Genomic DNA, 21,065 nt, shown 5'->3' on the forward strand with positions numbered 1-21,065 from the left:
AGTTTCGTAGCGAGAACGAGAGTTGAACTCGTGACCTCCGGGTTATGAATCCGACGCTCTAACCAACTGAGCTACCTCGCCATGCCGTTTTTAACGGGTGCAAATATAAAGTTAATTTTCTGTCCTTTCCAAATTAGATTGCTAAAAATATTATCTCGGTTTTATTTTTTAATCATTTATAAATATATATATTGTCCGCCATAAACACTATTCAGAATGAGCGATAAAATTAAATTTGAAGTTGAATTTGTAATTCAATCCTCACCACAACTATTATATCAATATATATCCACTCCTTCCGGACTGTCCGAATGGTTCGCCGACAACGTTAATTCCCGAGGAGAAATGTTCAATTTTATTTGGGATGGCTCCGAAGAGCAGGCTAAATTATTAAAACGAAAGAGCGATGAATTTGTGAAATTTACCTGGGTGGCCGAGGAAGATGATAGTTTTTTTGAAATGCGTATTATCGTAGACGAAATTACCAAGGATGTATCCCTATTTATTACCGATTTTGCCTATGACGATGAAGTGGACGAAGCTAAAATGCTATGGGAGAACCAAGTATCCAGTTTAAAACAGGTATTGGGTTCCGCCTAATCCATTAATGGAATATAACGTATCTTTGGCCTTGATTTTTTCAAGGCTTTTTTTATGGTTAATTTTAATGGAAACCTACTTTCTAAAAACACATCTTACCTTAATCAAGAAAATAGGGGACTGCGCTATGGCGATGCCCTGTTCGAAGCCATTAGGGTAGTAAACGGAAAAATATTCTTTTGGGAGGACCACTATCTTCGGCTTATGGCTTCCATGCGGATTTTGAGAATGGAAATCCCTATGAATTTTACCATGGAATTTCTGGAGGAACAAATCTTGGCCTGTGTGGATGCCAACGGCATGTTGGAGAAACCGGCCAGGATACGATTTACCGTTTTTAGAAATAATGGCGGACTATATTTACCGCAGACCAATGATGTGTCTTATATTATTGAAGCCAGTGCTTTGGAATCCCCTTTCTTTACCCTAAATAACGATGCCTACGAAGTAGAGCTCTTTAAGGACTTTTATGTTAATCCGGACATGTTGTCTACCTTAAAGACCAATAATAAGGTGATTAACGTGGTGGGCAGTATTTTTGCTTCCGAAAACGGCTATCAGAACTGTCTGTTGTTGAACCAGGAAAAAAAGGTGGTGGAAGCCCTTAATGGCAATCTCTTTTTGGTAAAGGACCACCATATTAAAACCCCATCCCTAAAGGATGGTTGTCTAAACGGAATTGTCCGTAAGAAACTCATTGCTATTTTAGGTTCCTTGGACAAATACCAATTTGAGGAAACGTTTATTTCCCCTTTTGAGCTCCAAAAAGCCGATGAGCTGTTTATAACCAATGCCATTAGCGGTATACGACCTATAACAAAATACAGAAAGAAAGAGTACGATGCCAAGGTAGCTGCCGATTTATTGGGCAAACTTAATGCCGCCGCAAGGCTTAACTAAAGATCTTTGCTTAATTTAGGTTGGGATTTTCAGGGGCATTGGACCATATTAGGTAATTGCCTCCCAGTTCCATCATTTTTTCCTTCCAAAAGGCGTTGGAGGATTTTTGGATAATGGCACTTTCGTAGACATTTTTTACCACTACCCATGATTTGGAGTTCAACTCCTGGTCCAATTGTAAGGAGGACCACCCGGAATAACCTAGAAAGAAACGGATATCGTTTTCAGAAATGACCTTATTGTTGATCAGGTCCACTATGGAGCCGAAATCCCCGCCCCAATAAATTCCGTCGGAAATTTCAATACTATTCTCTATCAATTCGGGAACCTTGTGGATAAAATAAAGGTTGTCCTGCTCCACTGGACCGCCATTGTACACCTGAAAAGGCAGATCTATTTCGGTAACCAAATCGTTTATACTATAGTCCAAAGGTTTGTTCAAGATAAAACCAACAGATCCCTCATGGTTATGTTCCGCTAACAGGACTATAGACCTGTTAAAGGAAACATCACCGGAAAGTGTTGGCTCTGCAATGAGCAATTTACCTTTTTTTGGCTTTTCAGCGACCATATTATTTGTTCTAGTATCCCTAAAATAAAACAAATCCGTTAATCTGAAAAGTCTTTTGTACAAAAAAAGCACTTCCTTTTAGAGAAGTGCTTTTTATGTATAATAATATTATGACTAGTTTACTGCACCGCTCAAATCAGCACCTGCTTTAAACTTCACTACATTTTTAGCTGCAATTTGGATAGTCTTTCCAGTTGATGGATTTCTACCTTCTCTTGCATTTCTTTTAGATACAGACCATGATCCGAAACCTACTAGAGATACTCTACCACCTTTTTTTAGAGAACCTTCAACGTTTCCTAAGAAAGATTCCAATGCCTTTTTGGCTGCTGCTTTAGTAATGCCAGCATCAGCTGCCATTGCATCGATTAATTCTGTTTTGTTCATAATTTCGATAAATTAAGTGTTATTAATTATAATTAAATACTTCAACAAATTTATACGGATTTGCCATTAACGCAAGTAAAATAGGGGGAAATCCGCAATTTTGTTGATAACTTGAAACGTTTGTTGATAAAGTAGGGTTTTTTTTACGATTTCCCATACCCCCAATGAACATGGGGGTTTACCCAACATAGGTGTTTTCTGCCAATTTCAATCCGTTTAACACCTCCTTGGTGGTCATTTTTCTTTTTCCGGGCAACTGAATTTCCAATAAATTGATATATCCTCCCTTTACGGCCACCTTTAGTTCATTTTTGGTGGCAACAATGCTACCGACCTTTAACTGGTGAGGTTCCATGTCCATTTTGGCAGCGTATATCTTTAAAAAAAGTTCATCCTCCCCATTGTACATGGTGGTCCAGGCGGTAGGGTAGGGACTCAATCCCCTTATAAAATTGTTTATAGTGGCTATATCTTGCGTCCAATCTATTTCACAAGTCTCCTTGTGCAGTTTATGTGCCTCCTTTAAAGGTCTATCTTCCTGTTGATTAGCGGGCACTATGGCTTTGTATTGTAGTTGATGTATGGTTTCCAATACGAGGTCCGCACCCAGATGCATCAGTTTGTCGTGCAAGGTGCCTGCAGTATCCTCTTCCGAAATATTGGTTTTCCTTTGAAGCAATATGGCGCCGGTATCAATTTTATCATCAATAAAGAAGGTAGTCACCCCCGTTTCCGTCTCCCCGTTAATGATGGCCCAATTAATAGGGGCCGCACCACGGTATTGGGGCAGGAGGGAAGCATGAAGGTTAAAGGTACCCAGCTTTGGCATGCTCCACACCACCTTGGGCAACATTCTAAAAGCTACTACAATCTGAAGTTCTGGCAACAACGCCTCCAATTCCTTAATAAAATTAGGATCCTTTAAGTTGGTGGGCTGCATAACTTTTAAACCATGTTTCATGGCATATACCTTTACGGCGGACTCATTTAATTTTCTTCCTCGGCCCGCTGGCTTGTCCGGTGCAGTAATTACGCCCACAACATTACAGTCGTTTTTTACTAGCTTGTCCAAAATGGCCACGGCAAAATCCGGGGTGCCCATAAACACTATTCGTGGTTTGCTCATTTTTTGATGATTTCGTATTGGTTAATAGAATTTACGCTAATTCTCCGCTCTTCCAATAATCTTTGCAAGGCCAAAATAACGGAACTTTCTTTATAGGTCAATAATTTTATGAGCCCTCTGGAACTTTCTTTCTTTACCATCAATAGTTGTAAAATATCTTGTTCTATAATTTTTATAATGTCATTGTTTACAGGATTTTTTTGAATGCAGACATCGCATTTGCCACAGTTATCCTTAAAAGTTTCACCAAAGTAGTTGAGGATCTGACGGTTTCTGCAAAGCTTGGCATTCTTAATATAGGTCAACATACTTTCTACATTGTCCTTTTTTACCTGTTGTATCTGTTTTATTTTTTTGGCGAAGATATTGATCGTCCGTTCATCCTCCCTGGGCACCAAAAAGGTAATTTCCAGATCGCTATGTTGAGCTTGGTATTCCATAATTTCATCCTTTTGCATTTGTTCCAATACCCCTAATACCTCCTTTTCGCTGGTATTGGCTTTCCTTGAAATCAATAGGGGATTGATTTTGGTCTCAAAATCGAAAATACCGCCGTAGGTTCTCAGAATGGTTTGGACAATAGTGGCCGATGATCTATTTTTTTCCAGGTAATCAAATATTTGATCCTTGGAAGCTATCATGAGTACACTGGTTCTTTGCGAAAAGGCTTCCGTTAGGGATATTACGGAGTTTTGGTCCAGCAACCTTAATCCATTATAGGTTAATGTAGTATTTAGTTTGTAGGTCTCACAAAAGGAATTGAAGGGCAATTGATAAGTTTCACCACTACCTTCCCCAAAGGGAATCTGAAAATAATTGGCCAATTTTCGATACAATAGTTTAAGGAAGTCAACATCGGGCAGGACCCCTAAAAATTGTTTCCTTAGCTGGGCCTCATCCGTAGGGTTGGTGATCAATACCGCATTTGCGGATTCACCGTCCCGACCGGCCCTTCCTGCTTCCTGAAAGTAGTTTTCCATACTGTCCGGAATTTGGTAATGCACTACCAGGCCAACATCGGGCTTGTCTATCCCCATTCCAAAGGCATTGGTGGCTACCATGATCTTTACCTTGTTCTCCAACCACTGGTTTAATCTGGTATCCTTGTCCTTTTTGGAAATACCGCCATGAAAAAAGGTGGCCGTATGTCCTTGTTGGGTTAGGTAATTGGCCAGTTCCATGGTCATTTTTCTACTGCGCACATATACTATGGTGCTGGCATTGGTCTGGGCACATAATTCCTTGAGACGGTACTTTTTGTCCTCTTCCCAGCAAACACTAAAGGTTATATTGCTACGGGAAAAGGAATCTTTCACCACCAATGGTTGATCCAGATGTAGATTTTCGCATATATCCTTGACCACCATATCCGTTGCTGTAGCAGTCAATGCTATCATGGGCACATTAGGTGCCAGTTCCTTTAAAATATGGCATTCCAAGTAGGCAGGTCTAAAATCGTTGCCCCATTGACTAATGCAATGCGCTTCATCAATGGCAATAAGGTTAACGTTCATTTGCCTAATGCGCTCCTGTACCAATTCCTGTTGTAGCCTTTCCGGAGACAGGTACAGAAATTTATAGTTGCCGTACAGGCAATTGTCCAATAGGTTGTTCACTTCATCAAAGGAAATCCCCCCGGTAAGGGCAATGGCTTTAATACCCAGTTTTTTTATGGTATCCACTTGATTTCGGATCAAGGCTATTAAGGGGGATACCACAACGCAGATTCCTTCGCGGGCCAATGCCGGTACCTGATAGCATAAAGATTTTCCTCCTCCCGTAGGGAGAAGTGCCAAAACATCCTGTCCGTTCATTACGGCATTAATGATGTCTTCCTGGGAATTTTTAAAATCTGGAAACCCCCAAAATTTTTGCAATATATCCTTTGGCAGCTGCTGCATTATAGCCTCTTTAGTTTATCCAGTATAAAGGTAACCCTTCCTTCTACGGTTTCCTTGGGAACATCTATAATTTTGTATCCGTAGTGGGTGTAGGTGTTTTCAAGGTAGGTATGGATGCGTTCCGCCTCTTCAAAGTTTTCATAACGCTCGTTGTCGGACTCATGTATTTCCTTCCATGGCGGTAGTAAAAAAATGTGGTCGTATCGGTGAATTTTACAGCTTTCAACAAAATGATCGTCATAGGACTGGCCGAAACAATCCATATAGGCCACTACGTCCGGAATTCCGCGATCATAAAAAACAATAGGTTGGTCCACCTCGCCGGCAGCCTGGAATTGCTTGATCCTACCTTCTATAATTTTTTGGCTAAATAGTAGGGGGTCGGAAATAAATAACTGCGGAATTCCCTGCTTCCTTGCCTCCAGGGTAATCTCGCGTGAAATCTCACTAAAACAAAAGAAGCCTTCCCTTTTAATTTTTTCTATGATAGATGTCTTTCCTGTACTGGGGCCGCCCGTAATGACAATTCTTTCTAAATTCAAACAGTGGTATTTAAACTTATGCAACTTCATGCATAAAATGGAGTTGCAAAGTAATGAAATAGCCTTAAGATTAAAAAATTGACCATGATACTTTATATATTTGCAAAAACATTGGCATGGATCAGGAAAAATCAGAGGAATTTTATGGTAGATTAAGGGAGCAATTGGCAGAAAGTAGTAAATGGCCTTCCAATTACCTGTATAAGTTTATAGTGCCTACCGACACCCAAAAAATTAAACAGATTCAAGATATTTTTGATAATACCGGTGCGGTAATCGAATCCAAGCAATCCAAAAATGCAAAATATACCAGTTTGAGCATTACCGTGAACCTTAAAAATCCTGATGAAGTAATTCAAAAATATAAGGAAGTAGGGGAGGTAAAGGGGGTAATATCTCTCTAAAATAGTATTTGTGGCATAATTTTGTTAATTTGCAGACGTTATAAGAGCACTTCCTTATCATAAATAAATAGCAATAAATATTTCAATTTGAATTTAGTAGAAAACTTAGAATACAATACTGAGCGACCAAAGCTCATTATACCCGAGTATGGACGCCATTTCCAGAAAATGGTGGACCATGCCATGTCCATTGAGGACGATGCGGAACGTAACCGTGTGGCCAAGGCCATCATTAGTGTTATGGGCAATATTCAACCACATTTAAGGGACGTACCCGATTTTCAACATAAATTGTGGGACCAATTGTTCATTATGTCCGATTTTAAATTGAATGTGGACTCGCCATTTCCCATCACCTCTAAAGAAACCTTGCAAAAGCGTCCAGATCCTCTGGAATATCCACAAAATTTTCCAAAATATAGGTTTTATGGAAATAACATAAAACGTATGATCGATGTGGCCGTAAGGTGGGAAAAGGGTGATATGCGAGACGGATTGGAGTACGCCATAGCCAACCACATGAAAAAGTGTTATCTAAATTGGAACAAGGACACTGTGGACGACAAGGCTATTTTTAAACATCTTTACGAGTTAAGCGATGGACAGATAGATCTTGCCAAGGAAGGGGAAAACTTGACGGAAAGTGGACAATTCCTAAAAAATCGTGTGGCTAAGACGCCTAGGACCAGTTCTGGTAAAAAAACGCAAAGAAATCAAAACCGCGGAAAAAAGCGGTACTAATCTTCTCAAACCTTAATGGGAACATTTAAAATAGAAGGCGGTCATCAATTACATGGTGAAATTACGCCACAAGGGGCCAAGAATGAAGCATTACAAATTCTATGTGCAGTATTGCTTACCTCGGAAAAAGTATCGATTAGCAATATCCCGGATATTGTAGATGTAAACAAATTAATTTCCTTGTTGGAGGATTTGGGGGTTAAGATCCAAAAGAAAGGTCAGGGGTCATATACCTTTATGGCAGATGATATTAATTTGGACTACCTGCAATCTTCCCAATTTAAAGAGGACGGTAGGGGCCTTAGAGGATCCATTATGCTCGTAGGTCCATTATTGGCACGTTTTGGCAAGGGGTATATTCCCAAGCCGGGGGGTGATAAAATAGGACGCAGGCGATTGGATACCCACTTTGAAGGTTTTATAAAACTGGGGGCCAAATTTAGATACAACAAGGAAGAGCACTTTTATGGTGTTGAAGCCAAAAAACTAAAGGGCACCTATATGCTCTTGGATGAGGCTTCGGTAACAGGAACTGCTAACATTGTTATGGCCGCAGTGTTGGCGGATGGAAAAACTACCATTTACAATGCAGCCTGTGAACCATATTTACAGCAATTGTGCAAAATGCTGAATAGGATGGGAGCTAAAATTACGGGAATCGGCTCCAATCTATTGGAAATAGAAGGTGTGGACAGCCTTGGAGGAACAGACCACAGAATGCTACCGGATATGATAGAGATCGGTAGTTGGATAGGTTTGGCCGCCATGACTAGGAGCAACCTTACCATTAAAGATGTGAGTTGGGACGATTTAGGACAAATCCCTACAGTTTTTAGAAAGTTGGGGATACAGCTGGAGCGCAAAGGGGACGACATTATCATTCCCGAGCATAAGGACGGCTATGAGATCCAAAACTATATAGATGGCTCCATTTTAACCGTGGCAGATGCACCATGGCCCGGACTTACACCAGATTTGTTGAGCATTATTCTGGTGATGGCTACACAAGCGAAAGGCGAGGTGCTGATTCATCAAAAGATGTTTGAAAGCCGTTTGTTCTTTGTAGATAAATTAATAGACATGGGAGCCAAGATTATTCTTTGCGATCCCCATAGGGCTACCGTTATAGGACATAACTTTAAATCCAGCCTTAAAGCCACCACCATGGTGTCTCCCGATATTAGGGCCGGTGTTTCCTTGCTGATCGCAGCATTGTCCGCCAAAGGTACTTCTACCATTCATAATATAGAACAGATAGATAGGGGTTACGAGAATATAGATACGAGACTAAGGGCTATTGGTGCCAAGATCACCAGGGTATAGTCATGCATTTTACTTCATAATAAAACAAGGGCTTTCCATTCGAAAGCCCTTGTTTTATTATATACAGTATTCAATGTTCCCAATGGGGTTCCTAGGAATACATTATTTTATTTAAATATTGCTTATCCACTTATGACAGCACTAATTTTTTCGCCAATAGTTAAAAGATCACTCACTTCTTCCTTGGTAAAATCATAGGGAACGGGCTTGCCAATACCCAAAGTTCCATACAATGTTCCATGTAACATCATAGGAGCCGCAATAGACCCTTCTACCTTTGTTTCTTTGGCCGCAGGACGTGCCACTCCGGAATTATCGGTTTGTAGATTGCACATTTCCACGGCTTCACGACGCTCTGCCGCTATTCCGGCCATTCCCTTACCTATAGGAATCTCCGAAAGTTTGGGAATTAGAAAGGGAGGTATGCCTTGATGGGCCTGGACCTTTAACAATCCCGATTTTTCATCCAAAAAATGTATGGTACCGGTAGTACAGTCAAAAGCGGAAATTACAGTAGAAAGGACTTCCTGCCAATTTATGGTTTCATTTGTAAGGAGGGCATCTATAACAGTCTTCCTTTGCGCATTGTCCTTGTTCATATACTTAATTTATTTTTACATTAATAACCAAATTTACTAAATCCATCCAAACTACTGACGAGGTTTTTAATCGTGTTGGGCATTATTGACTTCAATCCAATAGCCTTCCGGATCAGTAAGGTATATTTGTCGAACTCCATCCGTACGCAAGGTAACCGCTCCTTTTGTCCCTGGCCAATCCTCATATTCAATATCGTTATCTTCCAAATGTTCAATAAAGGTTTCCAGGTTGGGCGTTGATAAACAGAGGTGCATGGACTTATGCTTTTTTATGACCACGGTATCCTTATAAATGAGATGCAACTGTGAATTGCCCTGGACCTGAAACCAACGAAATCCCGGTGCCTTGTCCGGATGTGGGATTTCCTTTAACTTAAGAATATTGGAGTAGAAATCCGCAGTAGCATCAAGATGGTTGACGATCAAGGAAGAATGGTCTATCTTAAAATCGAAGTCTTGCGCATTGGCTTGTAGTATAAAAAAACTGAGAAGCAGCAATATGGGCTTGTACATGTATATTAGAAATTAATTTTAGTTGGAAAGAAAGGTAAATAAAAATGAATCAATTCATTCAGGCTAATTTACTTTTATGCTAATTTTTAGGAAATTGTCATTTATTCCATGCTCAATTTAGTTTTTGATCACCAGTCAATAATCCGCGTACCATTAAATATTGAGCTGTGGCATAGGTGCCCATTACCAGAAAATGTGACCCTGGTATGGCCACAAGAAACTTATTGACGGCCAAAATACTATCGGATAAGATAAAGAACAGTGCCCCCATAAATACCAATTTGAAACTTGTGTAATCTACCAGGTCTTTTCTACCAAAAGCCGTAATGGTCATGATCAAAATACCTAGGATATAAATTATTACAGGGACTTTTAGCGTACCCAAATTGTCCTGTAGCACCATGAACAGGGCAATGCCGTAGGCCAGAAGCGATACCGCCACAAAGCGAATTTCTTGCTTTAAAACAATTTTACCCTGGATAAGAAATACTACGGAATAACTTATATGGGCCAAGAGAAAAGCTATTAGTCCAAGCATAAAATATAAAGGGGAGAGGTGATCATAAAGTAAAAGTATGTCTCCCGTTAAGGAAAATAATAGTGCCATTAGGGTGTAACGATAAATCTTTTTGTCCAACCGGCTTCCGCATATCCCAAAAAGCAATATTAGCGTAAGAAGAATAAGAGGCTTGGTAAATTGCCTCATGCCCTGAAAGTGAAAGTATCCCGTTAAGAGGTCTAAAAGCACCATAAAAACATATAGACCTAAAAAGGTATTCTGCCTTAACTTCATCCTAAAAAATATAGTAATGTTATGTTTTTGAGGTATACAGTTTTCTTTTTCTTACCACAATAAAACAGAGGGCCAATTGAAGGACCACTGCAACTGCGTTGGTTAGCCAAAGGGCAATGGTATTAAAACGTATACCGTAAAAACACCAAAATAGATATATAAATACCCAGCCAAAAATAAAGCCGTTGGAAAGGCTGCTGGGCCCCTTATAGCGGTATTCTTTATATACTTGTAGGGCAATAACCAGACAGGCGCTAAGACCAGCTGCAATACCGATGCTTTCAAAAATGTTTTCTGGGATGCTGTGAATGATATTCATAAAATGCGGGCTTACGGTTTTAAATATTGATTGCTTATTGGTTGGTAATTATTCACTTCTATATTTTAACATGATGTCCTTGAACAACTCACTGGTGGAAGGAGGGGTATAGCTAATGGCATTTGCACCGGCCTCTATAGTTTTAATAATGTCCTCTTCTATATGGCCTCCAGTGGCCAAAATTGCTATATCACTGTCAATATCCCTAATTCGCTTAACTATATCGGCAGTTTTACCGGCTCCAGATACGTTAAAAATATCCACACCTGCTGCTATTCTACCCTTTATATCATCTTTTTCAGAAACAATGGTAATGGTTACCGGAATATCTATTTTAAGCTTTAATCTCTCTATAAGTTCATTGGGAGTTGGTTTATTTAGGACCACCCCCAAGGCACCTTGAAACTCCGCATGCAGTGCCAATTCCACGGATCTCTTTCCTGTGGTAATTCCACCGCCAACCCCACAGAATATAGGCTTGTCGGCAGCTAAAATTAAGGCATGACTAATTAAGGGCTGGGGAGTAAAGGGATAGACCGCAATAATGGCATTGGCATTGGTGTTTCTAATAATGGCCACATCTGTACTGAATAGGAACGATTTTAACAATTGTCCAAAAACCCGTATTCCGGAACAGGAGTTGATTATCTCCGGTACCTCCACGATATTTTTTCTCAGTTTACTGCCAAAAGAAGGTACCTTGATCATAATGCAGCATGAATTAGGTTGATAGGAAGAACAAGAAGGATGGTAAATTTGCCTTAAACTTGACCTTATTAAATATAGTCTTTTTTTAATTGGTATAGACAGGAAAAATAGGTGTAATAACCTTTTGGGGCCAAGACAACCCCCTACAATTTTATACCCCGAGTAGTAAAGGAGATACCCTGTTGCCCAGTGGTGGAGATCATAACGGCTTCAAAAATGGGCTCGTGATTATGTGATTCCACTGCCCAATCGAAAACAAAATTTGCTCCTGTCCCCCCGTATTCATCATCCTGATCAATGACAATTTCAATGGTTTCCAAAGGCTTCAGATATATAGGTTTGTTAAAATAGGTACGGATAAGATCGCCCTGGGTATTGTAATATTCAGCTTTTAAAATATAAATGGAATCGGTGTTGCTTACATTTCTCATACTTGCCGTAGCCGTTAAATGATGCAGCGTTCTTGCCGTTCCATCGTATATGGACGAGTAAATGGACAAATAGGAACTACCTTTTATAAGTGAGTCCTGTTCGGGTAGGGCCAAGTATCTCTTTTCCCAATTAACAGGATCTATATGACTAACTGTCTTTTCCTCGGAACAACTTATAATTACAAGCAGGGAGCAGAGGGCAAGACATATTTTTATTCCTTTTAAATAGAAACTTTTGAGAAATATATTAATCATTCTTTTAGACTTCGTTTTAAACATTGCATCATTAAAACTTAAAACCGCCACGGCCGTTACGATCGCTTAGTCCTGCATAAAGATACTCTTTAATTGGAAAATCGTACATGGCAAATTAAGGATAGATGTAAGTTTCTAAATTTTGCCGTTCATGTAAAACGATAAGGCTCCGGACGGACATTTCATGATCTGGGATTTCAATTGTTCGGTGGTGGCCATTTCCGGCTTTATCCACGGTTTCCCTTTTGGATCGTATACCTCTGGTAAGGTTTTGACACATACTCCGGCGTGAATACATTTTGAAGGTTTCCAGACCACTGTAATTTCACCATTGGTGTATTCCTTTGTATTTTCTTTCTGTTCCATTTTTACGCTATATTAATTCCTTTTAACACTAACTTTTTCCAGTCGGGGTGCCTCTTTATATAGGAAGCCACAAATGGGCACATGGGGATCAAGGTCAATTCTTTCTTTTCTATATCGTTCAGCACATCTTTAACAAGGGCGGATGCTACTCCTTGCCCTTCCAATTCCTTGGGAACCTCAGTATGGGTAAGATAAATTTTATCCTTGGCCCGTATATATTCAATTTTGGCAATAACGCCATCAATATGGTACTCATATTGCTTTCCTTCCGTATTATCAATTAGTTTGTAGTCCATCACTATTGTTTTAATTCGTTCTGTATAACCCTATTTCTAATTTACACTTTATTCCTCCAAATAGCCAAATTTGCCCAAATTATAATCTTTTATGGCCTGGGCTATTTCCTCACGGGTATTCATAACAAAAGGCCCTTGTGCGGCTATAGGTTCGTTAAGGGGTGCTCCACTCAAAATTAAAACAACTGACTTTTTCGTGGCCTCTAAACTAAAATCTTCCCCCTTATTTTCAAAGAGAACAAAATGATTCTCGGATACCGTCTGTGTTCCGTTCACATTTATTTCCCCGGCAACGACCAACATGGCAGTGTTATAGTGTGCAGGAAAGCTAAAATCTGCTCTACCACCTTCTTCAATTCTTGCATTGAACATATTTACTGGGGAAAATGTAGAGGCCGCACCTTCAATATTTTTATAGTTACCGGCTATGACTTCAATAAAACCATTATTATTTTTCAACTCATATTTATTTATCTGGGCATTGGTAATTCCCTGATATTTTGGGGCGGACATTTTGTATTTGGCCGGAAGGTTTACCCAAAGTTGGGCCATTTGAAAATAACCGCCTTCCTTGCTAAATTTCTCTTCATGATATTCTTTATGGAGTATCCCAGAGGCTGCGGTCATCCATTGTACATCCCCCTCGCCAATAACGCCACTGTTGCCCGAACTATCATGATGGGCCACTTTTCCTTGATAGGCTATGGTAACCGTTTCAAAACCCCGGTGAGGATGTACACTTACACCTCTAGGTTTCTCGGTAGGAGGGAAGTAAAACGGGGAATTGTAGTCCAAAAGGATAAAGGGATCCATTCGTTCCATATCCAACCTAAAACCACTGGGGATAAAATTATGTACCCTAAACCCGTCACCCACATAATGCGGTTCCCTTGGAGCCACTACTATTTCTATATTCTTTGTATTCATGAATATCTATTTATTAATCTTATGGCAATAATACAAGGATAAGGGGATTTGTGCATTGATGTATGATAAGTAATACCGGCCTAGTTGGGTTTAAAGTTCTTATGTGCCAATTCCTTACGTACCCTGCTCAGACTTTCCGGGGTAATGCCCAAATAGGAAGCGATCATCCATTGTGGTACCCTTAGCGTTAGATCCGGGTACAATTTTATAAAATTCATATATCTCAATTCCGCACTCGCGCTCAATAAAAGATTAATTCGTTTTTGTTGGTGTCGAATATGGTTCTGAAGGGCTATTTGATTGTAGTTCCTAAAGGAAGCACTTATTTCACTGGCTTCATTTATAAAATCCGAACTAATTAAAACCACCTTGGTATCCTCTACGGCATCGATAAACAAATCTGAAGGCTCATTAAAAAAAGCAGAGCTACGATCGGAAACGATCCAATTTTCGGAACCGAATTGTATTATATGTTCCTTGCCAGCATCATCTACCGTGTAGGAGCGTAAGAGACCGTTTTCAACAAAAAAGGAATGTCTACAAACTTCTCCCGAACGTAAGAGTAATTCGCCTTTTTCAACATTCCTTAATTCTACTTTTTTGATAAGCAGTTCAAATTCAGGTTCCGCTATATTCGCCTTGGTCTTTAGGTACTTAGTGAAGTTTTGCATGTAAATATTTATTGGGAATGTTTGTTTTTATAATGAAGGTAGGATGATCTTATCATTTCGGAAAGAACGTCCATATCAATATTCGATAGGCGTTTTATATACAGACAGGCTTTGCCCGTTTTGTGGGGGCCCAATTGTTCCAAAAGCTCTTGATTATTGGAAAATCCCGACATGATGTAGATGGAAAAATTGGCTTTTCTAGGGGAAAATCCCGTGATGCACATATCGCCTTCCCGACCTGAATCGTATTTATAATGAAAACTACCAAAGCCGACTATACTTTCGCCCCACATTATAGGCGGTTCGTGGGTAATGTTTTTGAACAATTCCAATAATATATGTGCTTCCCTACGTCTTTCTGCGTCCTCAATGGAGTCTAAAAAAGCTACAACGGATTTATTGTTCGCTTTGGTTTTGTTCTCTGTCATAGCTTCCACATTGGAGTTCTATAAATTTACTAAAAAAGGAGTAATGACATACTGCTTAAGTATCAATATCGCTTTTGAAGATATTATCATTAGTTGGGCATAATACGATAGTCCCACTTCCAGATTAGGCTTTTAATATGTAATTTAGCATAAACATTCTAAACACTTATCAACATGAAAAAAATAGCGCTTTTTGTTTTTATGATTGCTGTATCCTTTGGAGTACAGTCTCAGATCACAACTCCGGCGGCGAGTCCGTCCTCTACCTTGATCCAAAAGGTTGGATTGACCGACGTAAAGGTCGAATATTCCAGGCCATCCATGCGTGGCAGAACCATTTTTGGGGATTTGGTGCCTTATGATAAATTATGGAGAACAGGGGCCAACGCCAGGACCAAAATAACCTTTAGTGAAAATGTAAAAATTGGTAATCAAGAACTTACAGCTGGTTCTTACGCCATTTATACTAAGCCCGGTGCAACTTCCTGGGAAGTTATATTTTATACCGAAGCCGATGGGGGAGGAACTCCCGCTACTTGGGACGAAAGTAAAGTTGCCGCTAAAACAACGGCTCAAGTGCAAAATCTTCCATTTGAGGTTGAAACTTTTACAATATCCTTAGACGGCCTTTCAGATAACGGTGCCACATTAGGTATGTATTGGTCAGATGTTTATGTAGGGGTAAAGTTTGATGTTCCTACGGACAAAGCGGTGACCAGTGCTATAGAAAAGGTAATGAAAGGACCGGATGCCAACGATTATTATTGGGCTGCCGTATATTATATGAATGCCGATAAGGATATCAATAAGGCCAAGGAATGGATGGATAAAGCCATGAGCATGACTGAGAAACCCGCTTTTTGGCAGTTGAGACAACAATCCTTGATCTACGCTAAGGCCGGTGACAAAAAACAAGCCATTGAAACAGCAAAAAAATCTTTGGCCGCTGCCGAAGCTGCTGGTAATGATGACTATATTAAGATGAACAAAGACTCCCTGAAAGAGTGGGGGGCTAAGTAGTAATATCTTAGTACCAAATAAAAAAAAGCTCACTTATTGGTGGGCTTTTTTTGTTAGTTTGATTGTCCCGTCCTAAAATAGGTTGACACAGATGGTATTATTTTTTAAGTTTAAAATAATATACTAAATAAGAATTATTGACTTTTTCAGTTTTATTAATCTCTAACAAATCTTTTATTATTGGCAATTTTTTTATGGTTTAGAGTAATTCTTTATTTGTTCATAAAAATGGGTCTTGTCGTTATTGTTTGCTACAATAACCCATTTTTTATCTCCGTTAAAAACCGAAATAATTTTTTTAGCATCCTTGTTGGCAAAAAAACCACTTTCCTTAACGCCCAATGGGTCAAAACCACCTTTCCCATCTCCCAATAATAATACTCCGGTTCCGGCATCGTTCCGTGGCGTTTCGATTTCTGATACAAACAAATTCCCTATCACCAATACATCAAGTTTGCCATCGTCATTAAAATCTTCCAATAACATATCATTGATATTGGATAATTGAGCCATATTAGGTAATGCGGAAACCTTGAAATTACCATTGCCCAAATTCTCGATATAGGATGAAGCAAAAGTATCTGCTTTATAATGGAGCGATCTTTCCAAATTTTCTTTTCCATAAACTTGATCTAGTTCCATAGAGGCGAATAGATCATACTTTTTTATTTTGTCTTTAAGTCCTGGTATTTGTTCCGATGAACATGAAAATCCTCTTAATGGATAATGCTTTTCGCCATTGTAATACCCCAGCACAATATCATAATTACCATTATTATCAAAATCATTATAGTAAATATCAAAGGGTTTTTCTGGAGAAGTTTTATATTTATAATTTAACCCGATATTTCCAGCTACAAAATCAATATCCCCATCTTGGTCAAAATCCCCTTTATCGAGGCTAAACCACCAACCCGATGTTCCATCCAATACCGGATTTGCTATTTTATTCAAAATTCCTTGGCTATTTTTAAATATTGTTATAGGCATCCATTCTCCGACAACAATAAGGTCTTTATGGCCGTCATTGTCATAATCACTCCACACCGCATCTGTTACCATTCCCAAACTGTCTAATTCTGGAGCAACTTCCATGGTACGGTTTACTAATTGTCCGTTTTCATTTTTTAAGAGCATACTGGTTGCTGGTCTGGGGTAATTATGGGGTTCATGTCTTCCTCCAACAAAAAGATCCAAATCCCCATCCTTGTCAAAATCCTCTGCGATAACTTTGGAACCACTTATACTATAAATATTTAGGATGGTATCTTTTGCGAAACCACCTTTACCATTATTCAAATATAGTCGATCTAAATAATGAGAGTCATTTCCTTCATATTCATTTCCGCCACTAACCACATATAAATCCTGAAATCCATCCCCATTAATATCAACAAACAAGGCGTCTACATCTTCGTAATCTGCGTCCTTTTTCCAATTTTCATCTTGCATTTTTGAAAAGCCACCATTTTTATCCGCGATATATAGTGATGCCTCTACACCAAAGGCCCCACCAATATAAATATCTTCCAAGCCATCATTATTAACATCTCCTTTTGCCAATGCAGGTCCAAACTGGGACATTTTATGGGGTAACAAAACTTGATAATCATAATCGTTAAATTCATTTTCTTTATGACTATAATCAAATGGCAAATCCTTTTGTGACTCTTTGAAAAATGATGGATTATCTTTTAAGCTGGAGTTGGGTTTATATATGCCATTGGTCATATTTAAATTTAATAATTGATTGGTTTTAACGTTCTTTAAAACTTCGTAAGTATCGTTAGGCCATTGAACCAGAATACTGTCAATAACCATGGCAGTATTTAACCCAAAATGCAAAATGGGCTCACTTGTTGAATATATACCCCTCACATTAGTATGTTCCAAAAATTGCATATTCCCATTATCGTATAATGTAATTTTTGTTCCAAAAAGAGCTCTATTGCTTGAGTCATTTAGTCTTATCCTCAAATAATTAGTTGAGTCAAACTTTTCCGAGTTGTTTTTATATACGAAGGCTTTTTCATTAATATTATTGACTATTAGATCCAGATCTCCATCATTGTCCAAATCGGCGTAGGCCGAACCATTGGAAAATGATTCTTCCTTAAGTCCCCAGTCCTCAATTACCTTTCTAAAATTGAGGTCTCCCATGTTTTTATAAGCATAATTTTGTAATGGCTGTGAAGGAAGAACGGATAGAATCTTATCTAAGTCTAAAATATCGAAAATACTTGTAATGTTACCACCTTGCGGGTTTTCTTCCAAATACTTAAAAGTTGCTTCGTTAATTAGGCTTCCTACTTTTTTATCTGCATCAGTGTTTCTAATATCATGAAGAAGACCGTTGGTAATATAGGTGTCCTTTAAACCATCATTATCAAAATCAGCAATTAGGTTGGACCAACTCCAATCGGTTGCAGCCATCCCAGTAATTTGTGCAACATCACTTAAGGTTCCGTTTCCATTATTTAACTGTAAGGCATTATACATATACTGATAGTGCCCACCTTCATCCACAACTTTCCAAAACGAATCAGGATTCATTCCACTCATGTTCGATTTTAATCTGAAATTGTCCTCGGCAACCATGTCCACCACAAAAATATCCAAGAGAGCATCATTGTTAATATCAGCAATATCTACACCCATACTATAATAGGACATATGGTTAAGCACCTTGTCGGCAACATTGGTGAATGTACCATCCTTATTGTTCAAAAGTAGAAAATCCGGTGCATTAAAATCATTGGCAACGTAGATATCCGTCCAACCATCGTTATTGATATCACTTGCTGAAACTCCATTGGGGAATCCGGTAAGTAGTAGTCCCGCTTCCTTAGTTTTTTCAATAAAAAAATCCTTGCCTGTGTTCTTAAATAGTTTTATATGATATTCCTCTCTAAGCAAAGTTGTGCCAGAAAATTCGGAATAGCTTCCAGGATTTGGTGGCTGGGTCAATAAAAATAAATCTAACAACCCATCTTTGTCATAATCTAAAAAAGTGGCGTGCCTTGTCCTTTGGGAATCAGCCACACCATATTTTGAGGCAGACTCCACAAATTTTCCGTCTCCATTATTTATATATAAGAGATTGGTTCTCCACTCGGGCTTGTCGTCATAAAGTTCCCTGCTTACGTATATATCCAAGTAACCATCATTGTTCACATCTGCTATGGTAACCCCAGTGGACCATCCGCCATCATCATTGATTCCTGAATTTTGAGTTACATCTTTAAATTCAAAATTTCCTTGATTAAAATATAATTTGTCCGGAACCATATTGCCCGCAAAATATAAATCCTGTAACCCATCATTATTAAAATCACCTACTCCTACACCAGCTCCTCCATAAAAATTGGAATAAATTAAGATATTGGAATCCTTTTTGTCCTTAATTTTATTATTAAAATCTATCTTGGTCTGTGAAGATTTCATGAGGGTAAACCTATTTGAATCTTGGGCCGATCCAATTGTGGAGATCATATATAAAATAAAGAAAAGGAACCAAGTACACTGGAACTTTAATATTCTATTTTCCATATTGTAAAAGTATTTAGAACAGAAAAGGAGAGTTTCCTCTCCTTTTCTTACTAACTTAAATAAAATTGTGATTCAAAGCAATATAAATCTATTATTTTGCCCACCACATTTTAGTGGTCCATGTATCTCCGCCCATATTGGATACAGCAGCATTAAAATTATCTGGGTTGTTACTGCTTTCTGAGGAAGGATAGACCTGTCGTAAAGGAATTTGACCATTTGAGAAATTCCCTGAGAAATTTACAGGTGTCAAAACAGGGTAACCTGTTCTTTTCCAGTTGTTCCAGGTTTCAACAAAATTACCCATAAGCCCAGTTGAAGCCCAAAATTGTTTATTAATCATCTCCAAAGATGCTTCAGTGGAACTTACATCCAAAGGATTGGCGGCAGCAAAGGCAAGGGCATCTGCCTCGGTTAATTGGGTAGCTGAACCAAAGGAATTCATTGAAAGCATAACCCCTACTATTCCATTGCTATAATGTTGGGCAGCGCTTCCAGGAGTCGTATAACCTCTCGCGGCAGCATCGGCCAATAGTAATTGTATTTCTCCATAGGTAAGAATAAAAATAGGTGCACTTCTTTCCCTATAGATACCTGTAGGTCTGGAATAATTACCAATTTTGGCTTCGTCATCTCCTGTTCCAGATGGCCCAGGAAAATCCGGGTGATTGCTTATATCCGTAGCACCACCACTGGTGTCGTAACCATTTGGCAACCCTATTTGAATAGCTGGATCCGAATCTCCAACAGAATTAGGATCGAAGTTAGCAGCCAAGCCAGCTGGAGGAACTTCGGCAGAAATACCTAATCGTGGATCATCGTTGGCAACTAGATAATCTATCAGTGGTTTGCTCCAACGAACTTCATAAGTATCATCAACAGTTCTTAAGGAATTGGCATTGGTGTTAGGAAAATTATCAGCATCCATTGGAAGTACGGCTTCATCCGCTGTACTTGCGAAAATTCCGCCAGCCAAGGCTTTGGCCAAATAGGACTGAGCCTCAGTGGGATTGGAATTCACCATTCTCATTGCAAGTTTAAGCATCAATGAATAACCAAATTTTCGCCATTTGCTTATGTCACCAGCATAAAGAGGATCATTGGTAGGTGACCTTTGAGATGCGTCCATAGCATTTAAAGCCGATTCCAAATCTTGAAGCATTGCCGGATATAGTACCTCCTGCTTATCATATACCGGTTGTGTAATACCTTCTTCGGCCATTAATGCTTCAGAGTAAGGAATATCACCATAAATGTCAGTAATGAATGATAAATTCAGGACTTTCATCATTTTACCCAAAGCCTGCAAGTTGACCAAATCTGGATTTTCACTGGATAATTTCTCCATTTGGTCTGCCCTAGATGCATTAGCAAAATCACTGTTCCAAACATTCTGGATATAGGAATTTATACTCCCTGAAGCTACATATTTGTCCCCATTGGAATAGTAATTGGCACCACCGGTCGTGGTGGAAGCCAAAGTTTGTGTCCACATACTCTGGAACAAAATAGATCCGCTGTAGCCTACTGTGGTATTGGCATATCCTGCCAGAACATTTGGCAAAATTAGGTTGGGATCAAATATATCCGCACCTGCTCTGTTGGGGTCAGTATTTATTTCATCGAAATTATCATCGCATGATGATAAAATCAGTAAGAACCCTATAAAAAATATATTAAGATATCTTTTCATAA

At 39.0% G+C, this 21,065-nt stretch carries 24 protein-coding genes and 1 tRNA gene; 6 read left to right on the forward strand and 19 right to left on the reverse strand.

What is annotated here, in order from left to right; genetic code table 11:
- Positions 1-7 precede the first annotated feature (7 nt).
- A tRNA-Met gene (locus tag B9Y87_RS17390) sits at positions 8-81 on the reverse strand.
- A 135-nt stretch (positions 82-216) separates the two neighbouring features.
- On the opposite strand from B9Y87_RS17390, the gene B9Y87_RS17395 reads away from it, so the two are divergent.
- Positions 217-600 carry an START-like domain-containing protein gene (locus tag B9Y87_RS17395; RefSeq protein WP_072860920.1) on the forward strand — a complete coding sequence of 128 codons (384 nt, stop codon included), beginning with the start codon at positions 217-219 and terminating at the stop codon, positions 598-600.
- Positions 601-654: 54 nt separating this feature from the next.
- Complete coding sequence (locus B9Y87_RS17400; RefSeq protein WP_085500251.1) at positions 655-1,500, forward strand: aminotransferase class IV; 846 nt, start codon at positions 655-657, stop codon at positions 1,498-1,500.
- Between the two features lie 10 nt (positions 1,501-1,510).
- Here the strand turns inward: B9Y87_RS17400 and B9Y87_RS17405 are convergent, their stop codons facing one another.
- The 5 genes from B9Y87_RS17405 to B9Y87_RS17425 all read right to left on the reverse strand — a co-directional run bounded on the left by B9Y87_RS17405 (position 1,511) and on the right by B9Y87_RS17425 (position 6,027).
- Positions 1,511-2,071 (reverse strand): YqgE/AlgH family protein, encoded by a 561-nt coding sequence (locus B9Y87_RS17405; RefSeq protein WP_072860922.1) that lies wholly within the window; start codon positions 2,069-2,071, stop codon positions 1,511-1,513.
- A gap of 114 nt (positions 2,072-2,185) precedes the next feature.
- Positions 2,186-2,458, reverse strand: a complete 273-nt coding sequence (locus tag B9Y87_RS17410) for an HU family DNA-binding protein (protein ID WP_031443811.1) — start codon at positions 2,456-2,458, stop codon at positions 2,186-2,188.
- Between the two features lie 178 nt (positions 2,459-2,636).
- Positions 2,637-3,584 (reverse strand): methionyl-tRNA formyltransferase, encoded by a 948-nt coding sequence (gene fmt, locus B9Y87_RS17415; protein ID WP_085500252.1) that lies wholly within the window; start codon positions 3,582-3,584, stop codon positions 2,637-2,639.
- Positions 3,581-5,485, reverse strand: coding sequence for a RecQ family ATP-dependent DNA helicase (locus B9Y87_RS17420; protein WP_085500253.1), 1,905 nt, complete (start codon positions 5,483-5,485; stop codon positions 3,581-3,583). Before B9Y87_RS17420 ends, fmt begins: the two co-directional genes overlap by 4 nt.
- Positions 5,485-6,027, reverse strand: coding sequence for an AAA family ATPase (locus B9Y87_RS17425; RefSeq protein WP_139827276.1), 543 nt, complete (start codon positions 6,025-6,027; stop codon positions 5,485-5,487). The genes B9Y87_RS17420 and B9Y87_RS17425 overlap by 1 nt, the downstream gene beginning before the upstream one ends.
- Before the next feature lie 116 nt (positions 6,028-6,143).
- Between B9Y87_RS17425 and B9Y87_RS17430 the strand changes: the two genes are divergently transcribed.
- The 3 genes from B9Y87_RS17430 (at position 6,144) to murA (ending at position 8,495) form a co-directional block, all read left to right on the forward strand.
- Entirely contained in the window at positions 6,144-6,431 is a 288-nt protein-coding gene (locus B9Y87_RS17430) for a DUF493 family protein (RefSeq protein WP_085500255.1), read from the forward strand.
- An 87-nt stretch (positions 6,432-6,518) separates the two neighbouring features.
- On the forward strand, positions 6,519-7,172 hold the full coding sequence (locus tag B9Y87_RS17435; RefSeq protein WP_085500256.1) for a DUF4290 domain-containing protein: 654 nt from the start codon (positions 6,519-6,521) through the stop codon (positions 7,170-7,172).
- 15 nt (positions 7,173-7,187) lie between these two features.
- Complete coding sequence (murA, locus tag B9Y87_RS17440; RefSeq protein ID WP_085500257.1) at positions 7,188-8,495, forward strand: UDP-N-acetylglucosamine 1-carboxyvinyltransferase; 1,308 nt, start codon at positions 7,188-7,190, stop codon at positions 8,493-8,495.
- Between the two features lie 122 nt (positions 8,496-8,617).
- On the opposite strand, the gene B9Y87_RS17445 is transcribed toward murA, so the two are convergent.
- The 11 genes from B9Y87_RS17445 to B9Y87_RS17495 all read right to left on the reverse strand — a co-directional run bounded on the left by B9Y87_RS17445 (position 8,618) and on the right by B9Y87_RS17495 (position 14,801).
- The gene (locus B9Y87_RS17445; protein ID WP_085500258.1) at positions 8,618-9,094 is read right to left on the reverse strand and encodes a GAF domain-containing protein; all 477 of its coding nucleotides are present in this window, start codon (positions 9,092-9,094) and stop codon (positions 8,618-8,620) included.
- Between the two features lie 66 nt (positions 9,095-9,160).
- Positions 9,161-9,607 (reverse strand): VOC family protein, encoded by a 447-nt coding sequence (locus B9Y87_RS17450; protein WP_085500259.1) that lies wholly within the window; start codon positions 9,605-9,607, stop codon positions 9,161-9,163.
- 112 nt (positions 9,608-9,719) lie between these two features.
- A complete protein-coding gene (locus B9Y87_RS17455; protein WP_085500260.1) occupies positions 9,720-10,400 on the reverse strand; it encodes a lysoplasmalogenase in 681 nt (226 codons plus the stop codon).
- Positions 10,401-10,419: 19 nt separating this feature from the next.
- A complete protein-coding gene (locus tag B9Y87_RS17460; protein WP_085500261.1) occupies positions 10,420-10,719 on the reverse strand; it encodes a hypothetical protein in 300 nt (99 codons plus the stop codon).
- Between the two features lie 48 nt (positions 10,720-10,767).
- Positions 10,768-11,427 carry a hydrolase gene (locus B9Y87_RS17465; RefSeq protein ID WP_085500262.1) on the reverse strand — a complete coding sequence of 220 codons (660 nt, stop codon included), beginning with the start codon at positions 11,425-11,427 and terminating at the stop codon, positions 10,768-10,770.
- 143 nt (positions 11,428-11,570) lie between these two features.
- Positions 11,571-12,113, reverse strand: a complete 543-nt coding sequence (locus tag B9Y87_RS17470; RefSeq protein WP_085500263.1) for a DUF3124 domain-containing protein — start codon at positions 12,111-12,113, stop codon at positions 11,571-11,573.
- A gap of 135 nt (positions 12,114-12,248) precedes the next feature.
- Positions 12,249-12,479 carry a (4Fe-4S)-binding protein gene (locus B9Y87_RS17475; RefSeq protein ID WP_085500264.1) on the reverse strand — a complete coding sequence of 77 codons (231 nt, stop codon included), beginning with the start codon at positions 12,477-12,479 and terminating at the stop codon, positions 12,249-12,251.
- A 2-nt stretch (positions 12,480-12,481) separates the two neighbouring features.
- On the reverse strand, positions 12,482-12,775 hold the full coding sequence (locus tag B9Y87_RS17480) for a GNAT family N-acetyltransferase (RefSeq protein WP_072860935.1): 294 nt from the start codon (positions 12,773-12,775) through the stop codon (positions 12,482-12,484).
- Positions 12,776-12,823: 48 nt separating this feature from the next.
- The gene (locus tag B9Y87_RS17485) at positions 12,824-13,702 is read right to left on the reverse strand and encodes a pirin family protein (RefSeq protein WP_085500265.1); all 879 of its coding nucleotides are present in this window, start codon (positions 13,700-13,702) and stop codon (positions 12,824-12,826) included.
- An 80-nt stretch (positions 13,703-13,782) separates the two neighbouring features.
- The gene (locus B9Y87_RS17490; protein WP_085500266.1) at positions 13,783-14,373 is read right to left on the reverse strand and encodes a Crp/Fnr family transcriptional regulator; all 591 of its coding nucleotides are present in this window, start codon (positions 14,371-14,373) and stop codon (positions 13,783-13,785) included.
- An 8-nt stretch (positions 14,374-14,381) separates the two neighbouring features.
- On the reverse strand, positions 14,382-14,801 hold the full coding sequence (locus tag B9Y87_RS17495; protein ID WP_085500267.1) for a DUF1801 domain-containing protein: 420 nt from the start codon (positions 14,799-14,801) through the stop codon (positions 14,382-14,384).
- A 174-nt stretch (positions 14,802-14,975) separates the two neighbouring features.
- Here B9Y87_RS17495 and B9Y87_RS17500 point away from each other — a divergent pair, with 174 nt between their 5' ends.
- Entirely contained in the window at positions 14,976-15,821 is an 846-nt protein-coding gene (locus B9Y87_RS17500; protein WP_085500268.1) for a DUF2911 domain-containing protein, read from the forward strand.
- A 192-nt stretch (positions 15,822-16,013) separates the two neighbouring features.
- Here B9Y87_RS17500 and B9Y87_RS17505 read toward each other — a convergent pair whose 3' ends face one another.
- Together B9Y87_RS17505 and B9Y87_RS17510 are read right to left on the reverse strand one after the other, a co-directional pair.
- Positions 16,014-19,370, reverse strand: a complete 3,357-nt coding sequence (locus tag B9Y87_RS17505; RefSeq protein WP_085500269.1) for a VCBS repeat-containing protein — start codon at positions 19,368-19,370, stop codon at positions 16,014-16,016.
- A 91-nt stretch (positions 19,371-19,461) separates the two neighbouring features.
- A complete protein-coding gene (locus B9Y87_RS17510; RefSeq protein ID WP_085500270.1) occupies positions 19,462-21,063 on the reverse strand; it encodes a SusD/RagB family nutrient-binding outer membrane lipoprotein in 1,602 nt (533 codons plus the stop codon).
- Between the last annotated feature and the right edge of the window lie 2 nt (positions 21,064-21,065).

The sequence above is a fragment of the Arenibacter troitsensis genome (assembly GCF_900177645.1).
Lineage (GTDB): Bacteria > Bacteroidota > Bacteroidia > Flavobacteriales > Flavobacteriaceae > Arenibacter > Arenibacter troitsensis.